Origin of the sequence: uncultured Maribacter sp. (genome assembly GCF_963974015.1) — a bacterium.
GTDB lineage: Bacteria > Bacteroidota > Bacteroidia > Flavobacteriales > Flavobacteriaceae > Maribacter.
Genome location: NZ_CAXBBZ010000014.1, coordinates 62,355 through 83,219 on the forward strand (window position 1 = coordinate 62,355; position 20,865 = coordinate 83,219).

The 20,865-nt window shown below is 35.2% G+C and carries 13 protein-coding genes and 1 tRNA gene; 8 read left to right on the forward strand and 6 right to left on the reverse strand.

The window, feature by feature from the left end:
- Nucleotides 1–113 precede the first annotated feature (113 nt).
- Both AACZ41_RS14860 and AACZ41_RS14865 read left to right on the forward strand, forming a co-directional pair.
- Entirely contained in the window at nucleotides 114–1,886 is a 1,773-nt protein-coding gene (locus AACZ41_RS14860; RefSeq protein ID WP_339629357.1) for a DNA mismatch repair protein MutS, read from the forward strand.
- 42 nt (nucleotides 1,887–1,928) lie between these two features.
- On the forward strand, nucleotides 1,929–2,930 hold the full coding sequence (locus AACZ41_RS14865; RefSeq protein ID WP_339629358.1) for a metal-dependent hydrolase: 1,002 nt from the start codon (nucleotides 1,929–1,931) through the stop codon (nucleotides 2,928–2,930).
- Between the two features lie 4 nt (nucleotides 2,931–2,934).
- Here the strand turns inward: AACZ41_RS14865 and AACZ41_RS14870 are convergent, their stop codons facing one another.
- The 5 genes from AACZ41_RS14870 to AACZ41_RS14890 form a co-directional block, all read right to left on the reverse strand.
- Nucleotides 2,935–5,259 (reverse strand): BamA/TamA family outer membrane protein, encoded by a 2,325-nt coding sequence (locus tag AACZ41_RS14870; protein WP_339629359.1) that lies wholly within the window; start codon nucleotides 5,257–5,259, stop codon nucleotides 2,935–2,937.
- A 10-nt stretch (nucleotides 5,260–5,269) separates the two neighbouring features.
- Nucleotides 5,270–10,270 carry a translocation/assembly module TamB domain-containing protein gene (locus tag AACZ41_RS14875; protein ID WP_339629360.1) on the reverse strand — a complete coding sequence of 1,667 codons (5,001 nt, stop codon included), beginning with the start codon at nucleotides 10,268–10,270 and terminating at the stop codon, nucleotides 5,270–5,272.
- A gap of 607 nt (nucleotides 10,271–10,877) precedes the next feature.
- Complete coding sequence (locus AACZ41_RS14880; protein ID WP_339629363.1) at nucleotides 10,878–11,981, reverse strand: DUF4407 domain-containing protein; 1,104 nt, start codon at nucleotides 11,979–11,981, stop codon at nucleotides 10,878–10,880.
- Between the two features lie 137 nt (nucleotides 11,982–12,118).
- Nucleotides 12,119–14,188 (reverse strand): M56 family metallopeptidase, encoded by a 2,070-nt coding sequence (locus tag AACZ41_RS14885; RefSeq protein ID WP_339629364.1) that lies wholly within the window; start codon nucleotides 14,186–14,188, stop codon nucleotides 12,119–12,121.
- A gap of 2 nt (nucleotides 14,189–14,190) precedes the next feature.
- Nucleotides 14,191–14,556, reverse strand: coding sequence for a BlaI/MecI/CopY family transcriptional regulator (locus tag AACZ41_RS14890; RefSeq protein WP_339629365.1), 366 nt, complete (start codon nucleotides 14,554–14,556; stop codon nucleotides 14,191–14,193).
- Nucleotides 14,557–14,776: 220 nt separating this feature from the next.
- On the opposite strand from AACZ41_RS14890, the gene AACZ41_RS14895 reads away from it, so the two are divergent.
- Nucleotides 14,777–15,355: a PhnA domain-containing protein gene (locus AACZ41_RS14895; protein ID WP_339629366.1), complete on the forward strand. Its 579-nt coding sequence runs from the start codon at nucleotides 14,777–14,779 to the stop codon at nucleotides 15,353–15,355.
- Nucleotides 15,356–15,452: 97 nt separating this feature from the next.
- Here AACZ41_RS14895 and AACZ41_RS14900 read toward each other — a convergent pair whose 3' ends face one another.
- Complete coding sequence (locus AACZ41_RS14900) at nucleotides 15,453–16,841, reverse strand: dipeptidase (protein WP_339629367.1); 1,389 nt, start codon at nucleotides 16,839–16,841, stop codon at nucleotides 15,453–15,455.
- A gap of 190 nt (nucleotides 16,842–17,031) precedes the next feature.
- Between AACZ41_RS14900 and AACZ41_RS14905 the strand changes: the two genes are divergently transcribed.
- From AACZ41_RS14905 to AACZ41_RS14925, 5 genes are all read left to right on the forward strand, one after another.
- Nucleotides 17,032–17,113 (forward strand) — tRNA-Leu (locus AACZ41_RS14905).
- Nucleotides 17,114–17,558: 445 nt separating this feature from the next.
- The gene (locus tag AACZ41_RS14910) at nucleotides 17,559–18,170 is read left to right on the forward strand and encodes a TetR/AcrR family transcriptional regulator (RefSeq protein ID WP_339629368.1); all 612 of its coding nucleotides are present in this window, start codon (nucleotides 17,559–17,561) and stop codon (nucleotides 18,168–18,170) included.
- A gap of 4 nt (nucleotides 18,171–18,174) precedes the next feature.
- Nucleotides 18,175–19,437, forward strand: a complete 1,263-nt coding sequence (locus AACZ41_RS14915; protein ID WP_339629370.1) for a TolC family protein — start codon at nucleotides 18,175–18,177, stop codon at nucleotides 19,435–19,437.
- Between the two features lie 7 nt (nucleotides 19,438–19,444).
- Nucleotides 19,445–20,341 carry an HlyD family efflux transporter periplasmic adaptor subunit gene (locus AACZ41_RS14920; protein ID WP_339629372.1) on the forward strand — a complete coding sequence of 299 codons (897 nt, stop codon included), beginning with the start codon at nucleotides 19,445–19,447 and terminating at the stop codon, nucleotides 20,339–20,341.
- Nucleotides 20,342–20,362: 21 nt separating this feature from the next.
- On the forward strand, nucleotides 20,363–20,860 hold the full coding sequence (locus tag AACZ41_RS14925) for a c-type cytochrome (RefSeq protein WP_339629373.1): 498 nt from the start codon (nucleotides 20,363–20,365) through the stop codon (nucleotides 20,858–20,860).
- Nucleotides 20,861–20,865: the final 5 nt, after the last annotated feature.

Genomic DNA, 20,865 nt, shown 5'->3' on the forward strand with positions numbered 1-20,865 from the left:
GTAGTCTCTAAATTCACCAAAAAGTTAAGGGCGGAACTCGATGCCATGTGAAAAGTAAGGTGAAACCATTTTCTAAGGTTATCTTTACAATTCCTAAAAAAGTTTGATTTTTCATGAAGAATTTAGAGGAATTTTATACCCAAAAAGTTAAGGGGTTTGATAAGGATATTGATGAATTAAACCAGAAGTTATTTTCATTTAGTGCACTGCGCTTAATTATATTTTTAGGAACTATTGTCGCGGTTTATTTTGCATCGGTCAACGCCAAATATGTCATTGGAGTTTTATTTGTGGGTATTCCTTTGTTTCTATTTTTGGTAAGTAAATACTCAAACCTTAAACAAGAAAAAGCAAAGATTGAAGAGTTAAGAAATCTTAATGTACTCGAGTTACTGGTGCTTAAAAGGGATTATTCAAAACTTTCAACCGGTAAAGAATTTGCTGAGGATACGCATTATTTTAGTCAAGATATAGATCTTTTTGGTGAAGGTTCTTTTTATCAAATTTCTAATCGTACCAAACTAGTTGAGGGCAGCCAATTATTGGCCGATATCTACAAAGAAAATTCGATATTAGATATAAAATCAAAACAAGATGCAATCTCAGAAATGGGTGAGAAGGTCGATTGGCGTCAAGAGTTTTCGGCTATGGCAGCATTGACTAAAACGGAAACTTCTACCCATATTATTGCTAAATGGTTAAAGAACTACCAACCTTTCGTGCCAAAAGCCATGAGCTATATTCCTATGGTTTTCTCGGTAATTTCAATTGGTATTTTCATTGCTTATTTCTTAGACCAAATACCTGAATCGTTTTTAATAACCTGGTTAATCTTAGGAATAATTATAGTTGGGGTATTTACCAAAAAAGTAACTAGTTTAGGACAGAGTGCTACCAAAATGAAATCTACTTTTGACCAGTACAATCAATTATTAGAAATGATTGAGACGACAGATTTCACTTCTGTTTTATTAATGAAGCAACAGGAGAATATCTTAAGTAAGGGAGAAAAAAATTCAAAAGTTCTTAAAAAATTCGCATCGCTACTTAGTAACCTTGATCGCAATAATAACTTGCTGTATCTGATTTTTGCCAATGGTTTCTTTCTTCGGTCATTAATTGATTGTTTAGCGATTGAAAAATGGATTAGTAATCATGGTAGCGATGTTGAAACTTGGTTCGATACTATTGCTTTTTTTGATGCCTATAGCAGCTTAGGAAATTTCGCATTTAATCATCCTTTTTTTACCTATCCTGAGATTACCGATGGTAATGTGGTGTTGAAAGCAAAAAACGCAGGACACCCATTATTAGACCCTGCAAAAAGTATTTTAAATGATATTACTATTGAAGGTGGTCAGTTTTTTATTATTACTGGTGCGAACATGGCAGGCAAGAGTACTTTTTTAAGAACCGTTTCGCTTCAGATTATGATGGCGAATGTTGGTTTACCGGTGTGTGCTGAATCTGTTATGTATTCGCCAATAAAATTGATTACAAGTATGCGTACGACCGATTCATTAACCGATGATGAATCATACTTTTTCTCAGAGCTAAAAAGGCTACGATATATCGTCGATGAAATACAGACCGACCGCTATTTTATTGTGTTGGATGAAATTTTAAAAGGAACGAACAGTACGGATAAAGCTCTGGGTTCAAGAAAGTTTGTTGAGCGATTGGTGAAAAGTAAATCTACCGGTATAATTGCAACGCATGATTTAAGTTTATGTGAAGTTGCTAATGAATATTCGGCAGTTAAGAACCATTATTTCGATGCAGAAATCATTGATGACGAACTGCATTTTGATTATACGTTTAAAGACGGAATTTGCCAGAATATGAATGCATCATTTCTTTTGAAGAAAATGGGTATTATAGAATAATAGTTAGGTGGAATAAAAATACTTGAAGTTTAAAATTTATTGATGGATTCATTGACCCAAATAGTACTTGGTGCCGCAGTTGGTGAGGTCGTGTTGGGAAAGAAAGTCGGGAATAAGGCAATGCTCTATGGAGCTATTGCCGGGACCATTCCTGATTTGGATGTGCTTACACGCTATTTTATGGATACCGTTACTGCCATCGAATGGCATAGAGGATTTAGTCATTCGATATTCTTTTCGGTACTTTTTGCCCCAATTTTTGGTTGGCTAGTTTGGAAGTTGAATCGTAAAGAGGTTGCTTCCTGGAAAGACTGGTCTTGGCTCATGTTTTGGGGTCTTTTCACTCATCCTGTTTTAGATGCCTTTACTACATGGGGAACTCAACTTTTTTGGCCTTTAAAAACCCGTCTTGCCTTTCAAAGTGTTTTTGTTATTGATCCCTTATACACTGTGCCATTTATCCTCTTCTTGATTATGGCAATGTTTCAGAACAGAACAGCGCTAGTACGAGAAAGGTATGTGAAACTTGGGCTTATTTTAAGTAGTTCATACTTAGTGATAACATTGGTCTTAAAAGGAATCGCTTTTCAGAAATTTGAAAATGCCCTTGATAATCAGAATGTTTATTATAATCAAATGAATACAAGGCCTGCACCATTGAATACTATTCTTTGGATGGCTAATATCGAAACAGACGATGCCTACTTAATGGGTAACTACTCTTTTTTTGACTCTAAACCCATTGTGTTTACAACATATTCTAAAAATCATGAATTATTGGGTGATTTGGCTAAAAATGATAAAGTGGAAAGGCTTATTCAAATAACTGACGGTTGGTATACTATTTCAAAAAAAAAGGGACAACTCTATTTCAATGATTTAAGATTCGGATTAATTAGTATGGATGAAACTGAAACTCAATTTGCATTCAGTTACAAGCTTGTACCTAACGGGAAGGATATTAATGTTGAAGAATTACCAAAGTTTAAAAAAGATGCCAAACGTTTAATGGCATTTTTATGGCAACGTATTTGGGGAAATTAAATTATTAAAAAGGGTATCCTATGGCAAAATTCAATGTCATGTTATTGTCTATGTCTCCAAAGAATGGAACATTCCAGCGCCTATTTTCAGGCAGGTACGGCACCCGTAACGGTGAAGCTAAATCAAGTCTAATGACAAAATTCTGAATATCTAATCGTAAACCAAAACCTATCCCAGCTGCAACTTCCTTTAACCAATTTTTTTCAAACTTACCATCGGTAAAAAGAGTTTGCGAAAAGTTGCTCTTAAGTTGATCATCTTCAATATCCGAATAATCGCCAGTTAGCCAAACGTTACCGGCATCAATAAAAAAGGCGCCTTTAAAATAAGAGAATAAAGGAAAACGATATTCAACATTGGCCTCTAATTTTAAATTACCAGATTGGTCAAAATAATCTGTTGTTGCATTTTCAGTTTCCGTATTAAAATTTCCGGGTCCTAAAGAGCGTATGTTAAAAGCTCTTACGCTATAAGGGCCACCCGAGTAAAACTGTTTTATAAAAGGTAAGGTTTGGCTATTGCCATAAGGCACTCCCCAACCGGCATAGATCCGTGAAACCAAGGTGCGTTCTTTTTTCCAACGCATATAAAACCTTAAATCAGCATCAACTTTGGCGTATTGAGCATATTCTGAGCCGAAAATGGTATTCGAACTTCCACTTACAAGATTCAACATATTACCTGCCAAATCGAAATTTGTCGCAAAATAAACAGGGTATTCTTTAGTAACGTTCGAGACTTCGTCGTAGGTGAAATTATATAAAAGGCCCGCTATGAATTGCTGCTCGAAACTTAAACTTAAATAGGGATTATCATCAAGTATGGTTTGGAACTCATCGGTTACATTTGTTAGTCGAGAATAGTTGATGCTAATAGGGTCTAACTGATGATATACATATTGGTTTTCTTTCCATGTATACCCAAAGGAGGCATTGACCGAACTAAGGGTGAACAATTGACTACGTTGAAGAAAATCTAGTCCTAAAGAAATTTTAGTCTTAGGTACGGCATATTTAAATCTGCTTGGCGAAAATGGAACGGACCTAGGAATAATAAGGTCTGCGCTTACACCACCTGCAATGCTGCTTAAACTCGAATTGTTTCCGCTAGATAGCTGAGATTCGTAAGAAAAATTGGCCGAAATACTAAAAGTTTCTCCTCCATTAAAAATATTTCTATTGCTATGGGTCAATAGAATTCCAGGGCCTGTAAATCCGTTAGATTTGGTTACTGCTTGTAATTCTGCTCTTATAGAGCGTTTAGTTAAAGGTGCCAAATAGATGTTGGCCGCCAAAGAACCGCCATCACCATCTGTAGCAGTGGTGTCAAGCTCGGTATATTGAATATTTACATACTTGTAACTTCCTAATGCCGATAATCGGTTGCTGGTTTGTTTAGATATGCTCGCATCATACAAATCACCTTCATTGAATAGCAGATAAGATTCTAGTAATTCTGGTTTGAAATACATTTCATTTTGAACAAAGTCGATACTGTCAACTTGGGTGACATTATTTTTTGTCAAAGGCAATGTATCTCCTTCAATTGAGTAATTTGGGTAAACAGTGATAGAATCAATTGTATAGGGGATAGAAGCACGAGCAGGTACATCTTTCTTAAGCCTTAGAAAAAGGTCAAATTTTTTGTTTTTATATTGATTTGTATCCGCTTCAAATATCAAAAAGTCTTCTTGGCTATTGTAGTAACCACGTTGTTTTAGTCCGTTGTTTAATCGAGCTCTTTCCGCTTTTAAAAAATCGAGGTCGAAACGGTCTCCTTTAACTAGTGCCGTTTCAGTTAGCATTTTTTCTATTTCCTTATAAATAGGTAGTGAATCTGATTCTAGATTATAATTTTCCAATACATAAGGTTCTGGTAAACTTGCCATATAATTCACGGAGGCAAATTTGCCGTCAATGGTCGTTTTAGAATCTGAGCGACTATAGAAGAAACCATTATTATCTAGTCGATTTAATATCAATTCTTCTACCCGTTCTGTATTTACATTTGAAAAATAAACAGGCTCTTCGCCAAATGATTTATTTAAGAATTTATAAAAAAATCCCGGTTTTTCACGTTGCGCCTTGTAATGAAAAAATAGGGCTGGTTTCATCCCTAAAAAAGTAGTGTTTGGGTTCGGTTCTATTAAATTGAATAATTCTGTTTTAACCTCTTTAATGTCTTTTAAATCACTTACTGTTTCTAGTTCAAGTTCGGCACCGGTGTATAATTGTTCTCCTTCGGGTAAATATTTCTCTATACCGCATGAATAGATGAGCAAGAAAACCAAACTGAATACTGTTTTATATGTATAGTTGTTATTTTTCAATAGTGTAAAATCAATTATTCTTTACTTTTTCTTTTTTAAGCTCTTCTTCTTTTGAAGTTTTTTTTACGATATTTTCTTTTTTCAAGGGATTAAATAATTGACTGAATTTATTGAACTCACGGTCAAAAATAAAGGCCACCCCAGTAACAATCAATTGACCATCGATAACGTTTTGATATTCCTGTCTTCTAAACCCTTTTAATCTATAAGTGCCTTCTTCAGTCAACAAATACTCTAAAGTTACATTACCGATTAAAGGTGTTGCAGTATCGCTCGACGAAGCACTACCCTCTACATTTAAGGCACTACCTGCGGTAACTATCAATCTATCGTCAAAAAGTTTTTTACTGGCGTTTATATTTAGCTGTGTACGGCTTTGTGCTGTACCACTTTCATAATCATCAAAGCTATCTAAATCAAAACCTAGTTCAAAACCCGTTTTACCTAACAGTTTGTTCGAAATGGAAGTTAGTTCACTAGAAAGAACTTTGTTTACATTATTTCGTGCAATAGATATTGCACCGCCAGAACTACCATCACTACCTGTAGTAGGGTAAAATCGATTGAGAGCCAATAATGAAAATACCTGCTTATTCAATTCAGATTCTTGTTGGTTCAGTTGTTGAATGCGGCCATAGACAGCACCACCAAAATTACCTCTAGCGTTTTCGGGCATATCCAATGCGAAAGACAGTTCGGGTTGCATAAGCTGTCCATCTATATTTAAATAAACCAAAAAGGGTGCTGATTGTTGGTAAGAACCCGATACACTGCTATCTTGACCATAACTAATGGAAGACATTAAAGCAGCGGCCGAAGTTTCAATCTCGTAAATAGCGGTCACGTCCATTTTAGCATCATAGGGATCACCACTCCAAACAATACTACTTCCTTTTTGTAATTTGAATTCGCGACTTACCAAATTATATAAACTGGTTCGGTAAAAACCTGAATTAAGTTCTAATCTTCCCGATAATCTAATGTCTTGGTTTGGATCAATATTTAAGTTAAGAATCGCTTCTCCTGAAGCTTGTAATTTATCTTGTGTCTTTTCATCTAGAACAATGGTGAATGTGGCTTCATTGGCAATTTCTAAGGTGGTGTTGATATCCATACCTGCGAAAAATGAATTTGACTCCTCGCCGTCGTTACGTGTCAATATAGCATCAGGATTTTCTCTGTTTACGAAAATGACCACACCGTCACGTTCTTGTATATCTAATTGGTCTTGTGGTACTAAATATGTTAGGTCAGTAATATCTCTAACTCTAAGTTTCCCATTTATAACGGGCATTTCTAAATTACCACCAACTATTAAATTAGCACGTATACTAGCAATACCATACACTAATTCATCATCACCTTTTTTAGAATCTAATACTCTAAATTTATCGGTCTTAATGGTAAGGTCAAAACCAGGATTTAGTATGTTTTTCGTTATAATTCGCCCATCTAAAGTTAGTGTGCCTTGGTTGACATCATCAATTTTGAAGCTATCCAATGTTATCTCATCTTGATTTATATCTATTGCTTGATTATTAATTATTCCAGCAGTTTTGTAAGAAGATAGGCTTAAACCGAAATCATTAAAGTTCAGCCTTCCAGAATATTTCGGTTCTGAAAGTGTTCCTTTTAGAAGTAAGCTTCCATCAATATATCCTTTAGCATCTGTAAGTTGGTCTTTAGCAAACCCTTGTATTATACTGGCTTCCAATTTTTGAATGTCAAGCTCCATATTTAGTTCTGCGGAAGTTTCTTTTGCCGAATAATCGCCAGTTAAGGTCAAATTGGCCGCACCATCTTTTAATGCTAAATCAAAGTCATATTCGGACAGTGATTTTGATGAAGCATCTAGAGTTAAGGTACCAAACGGATTTGACATTATCTGAAAATCTTTGATATCAATATCAGCCACTAAACCTGAGGCGCCATAGGGTTTAAGTATTACGAAACTTCCCTCAACTTTTCCTTTTGCCAAAGCTTCGTCAGGATTTAAAAAACTTAGAAAAGTCTGTAATTGAAAGTTTTCAAAAAGTATGCCTATATGGTCGGTTTCCATTTTGGGAACCTTAGTAGAAATTTCTAATTTTTGGAAATTTCTGCTCAGTTTAATATTTTGAAAATCGGTGTAAGATTCGGCAATTACAATATTATTATTTTCGGGTATTCCCCATTGTTTATTGTTAAGTATCAGATTATCAGGATGTATATGCAGATTCAGTGTATCTTTTTGAAATACTAGTGAAGATGAAATATGCAATACTTGAACCGTGTCGTTTTTAGAGTTAAAATCTAAAACAAGTTGTTTGTTTTTAAGGCTTCCCTCTAAGTAAGTCTGTTTTAAGTGTATCGGGTCATAAATTAATTCGGCTATACCTGCTGAGAATTTAAGGTCAACGGAATCTGCTTTTACATAAGCATTTAAACTATCGACAGAGCTGCCAGCGTATGCTATATGGGGTACTTTTACTTCGGCTGAGATTTGTTGCTTTCTTGAATTGAAGCTGGCGTCTATATTCAAAGAATCTAAGTCTTTTATTCCATTGAAAAATACTTTCGATAAAACAGGGGTTGGCACTATCGCGAGTGCCAGTTTTGCCTCGATGCTATCTTCTGGCTCAAAGACTAAAGTGTCATTTGTGAAATAGTGTTCTATTTGTTTTTTAAGGGCATCTGTAATACGATTGGGAGATGCATTCGATGAGAGTTTCCCATTTAGAAAGTCGCTGCGAATAGAAACATCTGTTATTGAATCTTCTATATGCGCTCTTAACGATACTGTTGAAATTTGATATTGCTCATTATCCGCAATTGCAATACCATTGTTAATATTAGCCTTAATAGTAAAGTTTGAAGGCGTTCCCGTATAAGTTCCGTCTATGTTGGCTGCAACTTTAATATTATTCTTTGTAAGTCCCAATTTTTGCAAATCTGCTCCAATAATATTCGAACTAAAGGTTATGTCATTACTTTCTGATTCTAAAACAAGAGTAGATATGGCCTTCATGTTTAAATTAGGATCATTGATATTGGCTGTAACTTTTCCATTACCATCTATCATATTACCAGAAATATCAATTGCCTTATAGGTATAACCAGCATATTGAAATTGTGAAATGACTCCTTCAATATCTGCGTTTATAGTACCTAAAGTTGTTCCCGAACCTGAGCCTTTTAGGCTAAGGGATAATTTGCCTAATTGTTCGTTTTGAAGAAGTTTATTTAACTGCAAACTATCGACCGAAACTGCACCATTAAAACGTATCATTTTACCAAAATTGACCTTGGCATTAATCTGAGCAAAACCTTCGGGAATTTTAATATCTAAATCGGACTTTACCCACGTTGTTCCTCCAGATAGGCTGCCTGTGGCAATTATAGTTTCTGGAACCGAAATTCCGATTTCTTTTGACGATATTAATTTATAAATATCATTTTTGGTACTCAAAAAGTTAATATTGTTCAAACTGTATTGAAGTGAATCTACATTGGTCAGATTGCTAATGGATCCTTTTACGGCTAATTTAGTGTTGGGACCCCATAGTAATTTGGTATTAAGATCACTTACTTTATTTAGGTTACCTTCGACTTTAAAAGAACCTGTTATGTTATGTGTTGATAAAGAATCTAAGTATTGATTTTGGGCAAGTTCGGGTACAAATTTTTGTACATCGCCTACGTCTAAATTTAGGTTTGAAATTGAGGCTGATAAGGTGCTGTTCCTCGGATCTTTAATTGCTTTATTCAATGATTGAAATTGAATTTTTAAATTTGCCTCTGCCTTACTTTGGTTAATTTGAAGTGCAACATCTGACAACGAAGCATTCGTATCGGTCAACCCTGCTTTAAAAGTTAATTGATTTAAATGAATTCCGCTAGGTTCAGAAAATGAAAACTTTGAAACAAGAAGGTTAAACTTCTCAGGTTGATATTCAAAATTGTTTGCTAGTAGATGTAGTTGCTGAATTTTAAAAGCATTTGCATCAAATAGATTTTTTCTTTGTTGCGTATTATTTAGGGTATATGTAAACGAGTTTTTCTGAATTTCTATGTTCTTGGCCGCTAAAATAAATTTGGGCCATTCAAAGCTCATCGCTGTGTTTGTATCTCCTATTAATGTTTCTTCTGTTGTAAGATTTAGTTTAATGTGAGAGTCATTAAATATCAGGTCTTCTGTTTCGAATTGATTTTCGGCAACATTAGCCAGTATGTTAGTCAGATGAATTGTGCCTAATTGTAAATTGGTATTTAGACCATCTGTTTTACTATTGTAATTGACCAAAAGATTATGTACACTAAATTCATCGACTTCAATAAAGGGCAAAACCGTGCTAGTAGTGTCTTCACTTTTAGGAAATGGATGCGTCTGTAAATAGCTGAATCGTGCATCATTTAAAGAGAACTCGTCTATTGAGAATTTCATCTTTTCCAAGTCAAATTCATTAACATCAACAGCTAGTTTCCCTAAAATTAGTTTTATGTCCGTTCCTAAGTAAGCATCATTATAATTCAACTTCCAATCAGAGAAATTTAATTCACCCAATGCAATTTTTAATGGTTCAGTAGTTGTAGCACTACTATCGGTCGGAGTGGTTAATGCATTTATTAGAAAAGAGAAATTAAAGTTGTCTACATTATTGGCTCTGCTGATGTTTGCTACGACGCCATTTGAAATCACCCCATCAATTGATAACTGATTCTTAAATAATACAGGATAAATAGGAATGTCCGCTTGAAGTATATGGGAATAAAAGAGTGTGTCACCCTTTTTATCTTCTAGGTATATTTTTTCGACCTGTAAATCGCCCGAAAATGTTAGGTTTAAGCTACCGACTTCAACCTTTGTATTTGTTTTGTCAGAGATATACTTGGTGACTTTGTTAATAATGACGTTTTGGGCCCATGGGGTTCTAATCACCAAAACCAAAATAAAAAATAGTATTAAAACATTGAGAATAATTTTCCCGAAGAGTTTTAGGTATTTTTCGATTTTTCGATTTTTCGCGGTCATATGGTAAACATGTTAAGATTGAATACTAATATTCAATTCTGAGCTTTGATAAACTAAGACCCAAGCTGTGCCATAAAACCTGTTACTATTATAATTAGTAGTACTATTATGATAACCAGGTTATAAAACCTTCTTTTTTTCTTCTTGGTTTCTTTAAGTGTTGCCATAATGCTGCAAAGTTAAGACTACTGTGCTATAATTTTAACTTAATTCGAATTAAGATTATCTATATAGCTATTGAGTTTTTACTAAAATCCGACCCTTTATATTACAGAATATTTTATTCATCGATACTTTTTTTCATTCGAACTACATTAAAGTGGGTTTTAACTACAAGGCATAATTAAACACTAACGAAGAAGATACCTTTGGTGCGTAGGAAATGTTAAACTAATAATTTCACCAAAGTATAATACATATGAAATCAGTTGAAAACATAAAAAGATGTTTAGGTTATTTTGAAGCAGCCAGCCAAAATGAAATATATGAGATCAGTAATTTTAATGTTACTAGTACTGAACTAATTTTAGAGGCTATAACCATATAAGAATTGTTTAGGTAGTTCCCCCAAATCTGTAAAGGACCAATATTTCTATTGGTCCTTTTTTCATTTAAGACCTTTTACCTGAATATCATGAAAACTATCTGCCTGTAAGCGTAACAATTCTTCTGCTTTTTTCTTTTTGTAACCATACAATTCTGCTTCACCTTTTAAATCTTCATATATTTTTTGGTTAATATCACCATCTGTAGAAACGATTAATTTACGCTGGGCAACTTTTTGTGCTACCCATGAAGATAGAATACTTTCCTCTTCCTCTAATTTTATATCATACTCGCCTTTCGGTGCTAAAAGTTTGGCAATAATTGGAGATGTCTCAATTGCTAAAAACAATAGGAATATAAAGAACGACGGAAGCCAAGGCAGTTCATCTAAAGCGGTAATTCTGGCCATAAGTCCATCGAAACCATCAATGATAGGTTGAGAATTTTTTACTACTTCAGCATATTCGGTATCTAAAGCGGCAATTTGAGATTCAATTCCAGTTATTTTTTCAGCATTTGCTGTTTTTAATTGATTTAATTCTGCCAATGCAGCATCGTGCTTTTGGCGTTTTTCTGCATATACCGGACCTTTGCCCAAAAGTTTAGTGCCTGCGGTGCCTTCTGCTTCGTTGATGTACACATCATATAAGGCATTTGTCTCAATCTCTTTAGTTGCTATCTCTGTTTTTAAAGCAGTAATTTCTTGATTTAGTTGCTCAACTTTCGGGGTGTATTGTAACGCTAATTGGTCTTTGTTGGCTAAGGTCAATTCATTTTTTTGCTCCAATAAAACCTGATTGATTTCTTTTTCGAAAATTTTCATTTCCAAAGGTTTTGAAATCACTATAGCTATAATTACGGCTAATAGTATACGTGGAGTAGCTTGAAAGAACTCTTGACTAAAACTATTCCGTTTTTTTATGGTACTAACAATGAATCTATCTAGGTTGAAAATAAGTAGACCCCAAATGAGACCGAAGAATATTGCGGTATATACATTATCGAAAACTGTAAAAAGAGCATAACTGCTGGCAATAAATGCCATGATTGCGGTGAAAAATACGGTAGCCCCTATGCCAGCGTATTTATTTTGTTCCCCTTTAGAACAGGTGTTTAAAAGCTCGGCATCTGCCCCAGAGCAAAGAATAAAAAATTTCTGTATCATGATGATTGATTTGTTTTTCGACCCTCCTTACGGCGGGCAGGTTGATGATGGTGTGTAATGGATGAACGTAACTATTTGATTTTTGGTACGCAAAAAGCCCTCGAAAAGAGGGCTTTAACATATGTTTGACGTTATTTCTATTCGATTGTTACAGGGTCTTTTGTAATTCGAACAATTTGCTTGCCGTTTTTGATGCGCGATTCAATATTCAACTCTTTGTTATTTTTCAATAAATCAATAGCCTTGTCTGAAGAAACTTTTTCTCCCTCATACATAAACGTAGCTCCTTTCTTAGCGGCATCAATAACGTAGTCTAATGGAGAAGGAGGGGTTGGTGGTGCAGGAGGAGGTGGAATTCGTAAATCATTATTTTCCTTATAAATCCGAACTTCTGGTTGCTTATTTGAAAAAGGTAGCGTTTCTATTTTAATATCTTTTTCTTTATTTATAATTTGAAACCCTTGTTCAGCTGTTATTTTCTTTCCATCATAATAGAATTGTGCATCTTGTTCTTCAAGTGAACGTAAGCTTTCCAAAAGATTTGAGGAATTCGCTTTTTTAGACGAACCAGAGTTATGAATATATACTCTCATGTTTTCCTGAGTTTCAAAATCTATATTTTCTATATCGCTACCGGAATAAAACGTATTTGTGGTTGTTGGAATGCCGTTAATCGTTTTTAGGTCAAGGTTGTTATGGTCATAAGGATCTTGGTTCTTTAAAATTTCTTTTAGTTGGTTATCTGCAAAATCAGAAGTGTTTAGTGCTTTAGGAGCGTTTGGTGAACGCGGTGGAGCAGGAAAATTTAAGGAGGATTCTACATTTGTTTTTGGTTCTTTTGGTATTGGAGGAGGTGGAATAGTACTTTTCTCTTCTTTTAAAAACCTAGGCGCTTTTGGAGGCTGTGGTGGTTCAGGAAATTCAGGAAAAGGTTCTGAGTCTACTTTTTGTCCCTCTGTCATTAATTCATAGATACGGTTTAACTGGTCTACATCTGATTTTACGATGTGAATATTTCCACCTTTGTCCATCATGGTATTATATTTTTTCGCCAAATCATTATAAGATGCAATTTGCTTTTTCGTTGCGCCATCTTGATTCTTCTTTGGTAAGCATTCAGGAAAAGGTAGAGCCTCTTCTTTTTGAGCTTTGCTCATATTATGGTAGATTGTTTCCAATACATACAAATCCTTTAATGGGATGACCCTTTTTTCAATAGGTATCGTATTGTATTTTTTGGCCAGGGCATTATATTTTTCAATTTCTGGATTTTTCTGCGAATCCGTCATAATTATACTACTTGCAGCATTTTCATTTTGAATGATAATTTTGGTTTCACTAAAACCATACAGTAAAATTGCGAGTAAGGGGAGAAGTACTGTGCTTCTTAATACAATCCCTTTTTTTGATGTTTCTTTTTTCATGATTTTAAAACGTTTTTTGATTGATGAATAATTGATGGCGTTTGACAGCGGCTGATACTTCTTTTCACTATCGGGTGATAAGTACGATAGTAACATATTCTTATAAGAAGTCTGGTCGATATTGTTTTCTAAGACCGATTGATCTGCCAAAAACTCGTGATTTAATTTTATGGCTTTTTTAGAAAGATAAATCAATGGATTTACCCAAAATATGACTTGTAAGAGTTCTACAAAAAGAACATCTAAACTGTGTTTTTGCTTGGCATGGGTTTCTTCATGTAGCAGCACTTCTTTAGGAATCTGATTGCTTTCAAATCTGGATTTATTTAGGAAAATATAGCTCATAAAGGTATGAGGTGTAATTTTCTCTTGTAAGAGTACTTGGGTTATTCTAGCTAATTTATGTTTTGGGTTTTTACGGATTCTAAATAATATTTGTAATAGGTTTCTCAGGAATTTTATGCCAAAAAAGAAGAGACCAATAAAATAGATGCTCCAGAGTAAAGGCGCTATGTCTAAAACATCTGTTTCTAATGCTGTTGGTACATTGATGATATCTTCTGGTTGTTGAACAGCTTGTTCTGTTGGGTAGGATATTTGATTTACAGGTTCAGCTTCAACATACTCCATAAATACCAAGGCAGGTACTATTAATGAGAATAGTAATGCTCCAAGCAAATAGAATCGTTTTAATCTGTGTATACTTTCCTTTTCTAAAAATACGTTGTAAAAGACATACAGAATAGCAAGGCAGGCCGTGGATTTTAGAATATATGCCAGCATAATTATTTCTTTTTTATTTCACTGTCTATCAATTTCTTTAAATCTTCCAATTCGGTTTTACTCAAATTAGTTTCTTGGGTAAAAAACGAAGCGAACTGACTAGCACTATCGTTGAAAAAGTTCTTAATGAGTCCGTTGACATGTTTTGAGAAATAATCTTTCTTTTTAACCAGCGGAAAGTATTCCCTACTTCGTCCAAAATTTTTGTAATCAATGAAACCTTTATCGGTCATTCGTTTAAGCAGTGTTGCTACCGTTGTGGTAGCAGGTTTAGGTTTTGGATACTCTTCTAGTAAATCTTTCATAAAAGCTTTTTTCTGTTTCCAGAGAATATTCATTAATTCTTCTTCCGATTTTGACAACTGCATTTTCTACAAGTTTAGAATTTGTTCTACAAACATAGAATAAATATTTTAATTCTACAAGTGTAGAGTAAAATTTGTTGTTTTGCCTTAAGGATAGAGGTCAAAAGCTAGCATTCGCTTATTGCGTAGCGTACTTGTAACGAATAGCCCGACCCTAATTCTTTGGGGAAAGGCCCTAACACCCCATGAAAAAGATGTAAGTTTGTTTTTAAAATAACCAATAATGAGTGTATTATCTGATTTGGAAGAACGTAGCGGTTCAACTTGCGAACTTTGTACGGGTACCAATAATTTAGAAGTTTTTGAAGTGGAACCAGTTTCTATAAGTGGAGTTGATTCTAGTATTTTGGCGTGTGAAACTTGCCGTACACAAATTGAAGACCCTGAGCAAATGGATGCTAACCACTGGCGCTGTCTTAATGATAGCATGTGGAGTGAATATGATTCTGTGAAGGTCGTTGCTTGGCGTATGTTATCGCGTTTAAAGTCTGAAGGATGGCCTAAAGACCTTTTGGATATGATGTATTTGGAGCCAGAAGCTTTAGATTGGGCTAAAGCCACAGGTGAAGGAATGGCAGAAGCCGATAAAATTATTCATAGAGATGTGAACGGTGTTATTCTGGAAAATGGAGATAGTGTTGTGCTCATTAAAGACCTTAAAATAAAGGGGTCTAGCCAAGTTGCAAAACAGGGTACAGCGGTTCGTAGAATTTCTTTAGATCGCGAAAATGCGGAGTATATTGAAGGTAAGGTTGGGCCTACGCTTACTGTTATAATTACGAAGTACGTGAAGAAAATTTAAAACGTCTTTGCGAGTAAAACGAAGCAATCTATTAGTTTGGTAAACAAAACTAACAGATTGCTTCGTCACTAAAAAGCACCTCGTAAAGACATTTGTTTTATTTCTTCATTTCGGTAAAATACTCATAGAAGTATGGAATTGTTTCAATGCCTTTAAAATAATTCCAAACTCCGAAATGCTCATTAGGGGAGTGGATGGCATCACTATCCAAACCAAAGCCCATTAGAATTGTTTTACTACCCAATTCTTTTTCAAATAAAGAAACAATAGGAATACTACCGCCACTACGTTGTGGAATGGGTTTTTTGCCAAAGGTAGTTTCATAGGCCTTTGATGCCGCCTGATAAGCAATTGTATCAATCGGAGTTACATACCCTTGCCCACCATGGTGTGGTTTGACTTTAACCGTAACCCCTTTTGGGGCAATCGACTCAAAATGGGTTTTGAACAGTTCTGTGATCTCTTTCCAATCTTGATTAGGAACCAATCGCATAGAAATTTTAGCATAGGCCTTGCTTGCAATAACCGTTTTTGCGCCTTCGCCAATATAACCGCCCCAAATACCGTTTACATCTAATGTCGGTCTGATGGAGTTGCGTTCGTTTGTAGAGTATCCTTTTTCACCATATACTGATTCAATATCAAGAGCTTTCTGATAGCTTTCTAAACTAAATGGCGCTTTTGCCATTTCTGCTCTTTCTTCTTTTGACAATTCTTCAACTTTATCGTAGAAACCTGGTATGGTTACATGATTATTTTCATCGTGAAGACTGGCAATCATTTTTGTTAGTATATTGATTGGGTTGGCTACCGCACCACCATATAGTCCCGAATGTAAGTCTCTGTTTGGTCCCGTTACTTCGACCTCTACATAACTTAATCCACGAAGCCCGGTAGTGATAGAAGGCACATCGTTAGCAATCATACCAGTATCTGAAATCAATATAATGTCATTGGCCAATTTCTCTTTATTCTCAGCTACATAAATACTTAAGTTATTACTACCGACTTCTTCTTCGCCTTCAATCATGAATTTGACGTTGCAAGGCAGTTGATCGGTCTTTACCATCAGTTCTAAAGCTTTTACATGCATATACATTTGGCCTTTGTCATCGCAGGCTCCTCTAGCATAAATAGCACCTTCTGGGTGTGCAACGGTCTTTTTAATAACCGGTTCGAACGGAGGTGAATGCCATAGGTCTATTGGGTCGGCTGGTTGCACATCATAATGGCCATAAACTAGTATAGTCGGTAAATCAGGATTTATAATTTTTTCACCGTATACGATTGGATATCCTGCTGTTTCATGAATTTCTACAACATCGCAACCTGCTTCTTCTAACCTTCTCTTTACCGTTTCGGCCGTATCTATTACATCTTGCGAATATGCAGGATCTGCACTAACCGACGGAATCTTAAGTAGTTCTATAAGCTCATTTAAAAATCGGTCCCTATTTTCCGACAAATAATTCTTTACGTTTTTCATGTACTATTTTATAAGACTTTTGATAAAAATACGAAAAGCGTAATTTTTAAATGGTAAAATTTAGAGAATTGAAATTTTGGCTTATATTTGCAGCCCGATAATAATCGGATATTGATGCAGGCGTGGTGGAATTGGTAGACACGCTAGACTTAGGACTTAGACAAGTAAAAGTCGAAAAAGATTTTAAAATGCGGGCGTGGTGGAATTGGTAGACACGCCAGACTTAGGATCTGGTGCCGCGAGGTGTGGGAGTTCGAGTCTCCCCGCCCGTACAAAAGTCGAAGAGAAATCTTCGACTTTTTTTATTGAAAATTACTTCACTTTTTTTCTTGGGTACAACATAGGTACAACATTTACCCTTCTTTCTTCCTCTAATTAAGTTTGATATTAAATGCTTTTACCTACTATCGAACCATATTTCTTACGATTGCAAATAATATTTTTTGACGTTTCTCAACTTTTAACCTTCGATAAAGAGAAGTTTATTATAATACAATATACCTACAATTTAAACTTGTAGAATACTTCCATCAAAAGATTTCGGCATTAATCTTCATTATTGTATGACCTTGGCTTTTGCCATTCTATTTGCAACTAATATATAAGACGCTACAATTATTAATTGTGAATTTTTGGTTGAAGTATTTGACTAAAGTATCTGTTATTAATTTTTTGTGTATATTTGTTAACCAAATAGTTAAACCAAAGGGTTGTAAAATGACAAAACACAAAGACAATAAAACAGAAGAACAAATATTAGAAGCAGCACAAAAAATTTTTCAAGCTAAAGGAATGGATGGTGCGCGAATGCAAGAAATTGCGGACAAAGCAAGTATCAATAAGGCAATGTTGCATTATTACTACAGAAGTAAGCAACTTTTGTTCGAGGCTGTATTTAAAAAATCTTTTGCATTATTAGCACCCCAACTTAACGCTATACTAAATGATGATTCTTCATTAGAGGATAAAATCAAAAATTTCACTCACAACTATATTAGTTTTATAATAAAGCATCCTTATTTACCAAACTTCATTATTCAGGAACTCAATAGAAATCCAGAATTTATCAAAAAAATAAAAAAGAATGTTGCTTTTCCCAATATTAATAAATTTAAGCTACAAGTACAAAAAGAAGTTAATGCTGGTAACATTATACCCATAAGTGCAGAACAGTTGTTTATAAACATTTTGGCTTTAAACATATTTCCTTTTGTAGCCTCTCCATTAATTAAAGCATTTACCGAGGTTGATGACAACGATTACAAATCTCTTTTAGAAGCACGAAAGAAAGAAGTGTCGGATTTTATTATAAATGCCATAAAAAAATAAATCTATGAAATCGATTTATCTACTCATACCATTCCTATTAGCAACATTGCTTGGTAACAGTCAAAACAACACATTGAGTTTAGAGGCCTGTTACGAGGGCTTAAAAACCAATTATCCGCTTGTAAAACAAGGTGCTATTTTAGAACAACAGAACAATGCCGAACTTTCGGTAATTAGCTCAAAAACGCTACCTCAATTCAACTTTAATGCCCAGGCTACTCACCAAAGCGAGGTTACCGAAGTACCCATACCAAATATTGACATAAACTCGCTAAACAACGACCAATATCGTGCAACACTAACAGCCAATCAGTTGTTGTATAATGGCGGAAGAATTAAGGCAAGCCAAGATTTACAAAATAGTAGTACCCAAAGAAAACAACAAGAAGTTGAAGTCAATTTGCACCAACTGAAACAGCGGGTCAATCAACTGTATTTTTCGATTCTTTTAATCGAGGACCAAATCCTCTTGTTAAACGCAAGAAAAGAGCAATTGTACAGCAAGCTAAACGAGGTGAAATCGGGTGTGAAAAATGGGGTGTTGCTGCCTACGTCAGATAAAGTCATTGAAGCCGAATTGTTAAAAATATTACAGCAATATCAGGAAGCCAACAATAATAAATCTAAATTAATCACATCCTTATCAACTTTAATAGGTGTTCCATTAAATACCGAAACCAGTTTCCAAAAACCGCTACTTTCTATCCTTGAAACTAATGATTTGAACAGGCCTGAATTAAGCTTGTTCAATTTACAAAAGCAAGAAATTGAACAACAGCAAAACGTCCTTTCCAAAGCAATTGCACCCGAGCTTAACGGCTTCGCAACGGGTGGTTTGGGCAATCCGGGACTTAACTTTTTGGAAAATGATTTTTCTGCCTACTACATTGTTGGATTAAAACTCAACTGGAATGTGTTTGATTGGAACGGCAACAAAAAGCAACGACAAGCCCTCAACTTTTCAAAAGAACTCATCAAAAATCAGGAAGAAATTTTTAGACTGAATACCAACACCGCCTTAAATGAACAACAAAAAGAAATGCAAACGCTTGAAAGTACAATAGCCATCGACCAACAACTTATGTCCCTTCAGCAAGAAGTCGTACACACTTTTGATGCGCAATTGAAAAATGGGGTGATTACCACATCTCAATATATTATTGAACTTACCAAGCTGTACGAAGCCGAAAATCTATTTAATCAACATAAAACCCAACTGGAACTGGCAAAAGCCAATTACAACACCTTAAAAGGTGATTTAAACTAGAAAAACGATGAAAAATATAACAAAAATACTACTTATACTCACCGCTGTACCACTACTCACCGCGTGTAACAACAATGGAGACAAAGCAGACGGCTACGGAAATTTTGAAGCCACTGAAATAATTATTTCTGCCGAAAATACCGGAAAACTCATAGCCTTTAACATTGATGAAGGTGCGGTCATTGAACAGCATCAACAAATAGGTACTATAGATACTATTCCGCTTCACTTAAAAAAAGAGCAACTATTGGTACAAAAGGAGGTGATTGCCTCAAAGTCCAAGGGCGTGTTGTCACAGATTAATGTGCTGCAAGCAAAATTAAAAACCGCCAACACCAATAAGGTAAGAACAGAAAACCTCATTAAAGACAACGCCGGGACGCAAAAACAACTGGATGATATTGATGGCGAAATCGCCGTTTTAAAAAATAGCATTCGGAGTGTTGAAATACAAAACGCTCCTGTGGTAAATGAGCTTAAAAGTACCGACATACAACTACAGCAAATAGACGACCAAATTCAAAAAAGCAACATCGTTAACCCTATAAACGGAACGGTGTTGACCAAATATGCCGAACCCAATGAAATTGTGAGTTTTGGCAAACCACTCTATAAAATTGCCGATTTATCTACAATGGATTTGCGGGTGTATGTGAGCGAAACCCAATTGGCATCTATTGCCATTGGTCAAACCGTTACCGTAAAAATCGATGACCAAGAGGGAATGAAATCGTATGATGGCATTGTTAGCTGGATAGCTTCGGAAGCCGAATTCACGCCAAAAATCATTCAAACCAAAGAAGAACGCGTTGCCCTTGTCTATGCCGTAAAAGTGCAAGTAAAAAACGATGGCAGTCTAAAAATAGGAATGCCGGCCGAAATGTGGATACAAAACCAAGAATAACCCTAAAACACTTATAATTATATGAAAACACTCATTTTTACAATTGCACTATCGGCTTTATTTGCCAGCTGCAAACAAAACACCGAAAAGGCTTATTTAGCGGCGAACACTCAAGAAACAGCCGACCTAAAAACACAACCTGACGAGGCTTATACCTTGATGAAAAACAATTGTTACGTCTGTCACAATCCACAAGCGGCATCACACGACGACATTATAGCACCTCCGTTTAAAGCCGTAAAAATGCGCTACACCAATGTGTATGACAACAAAACCGACTTTATCAATGCGATGGTGCATTGGGTGCAAAATCCCGAAGAAGAAAAAGCTCTTATGCGAGGTGCTGTAAATCGATTTAAAGTAATGCCCAAACTTGATTTCCCTACCGAAGATTTAGAAAAAATAGCCGCATACATTTATGACAACGATTTAGAAGAACCCACTTGGATGGAAGAACATATGCAAAAACAGCACGGCAATGGTAAAGGAATGGGAAAAGGAAAAATGAACAAAAACTAAATATA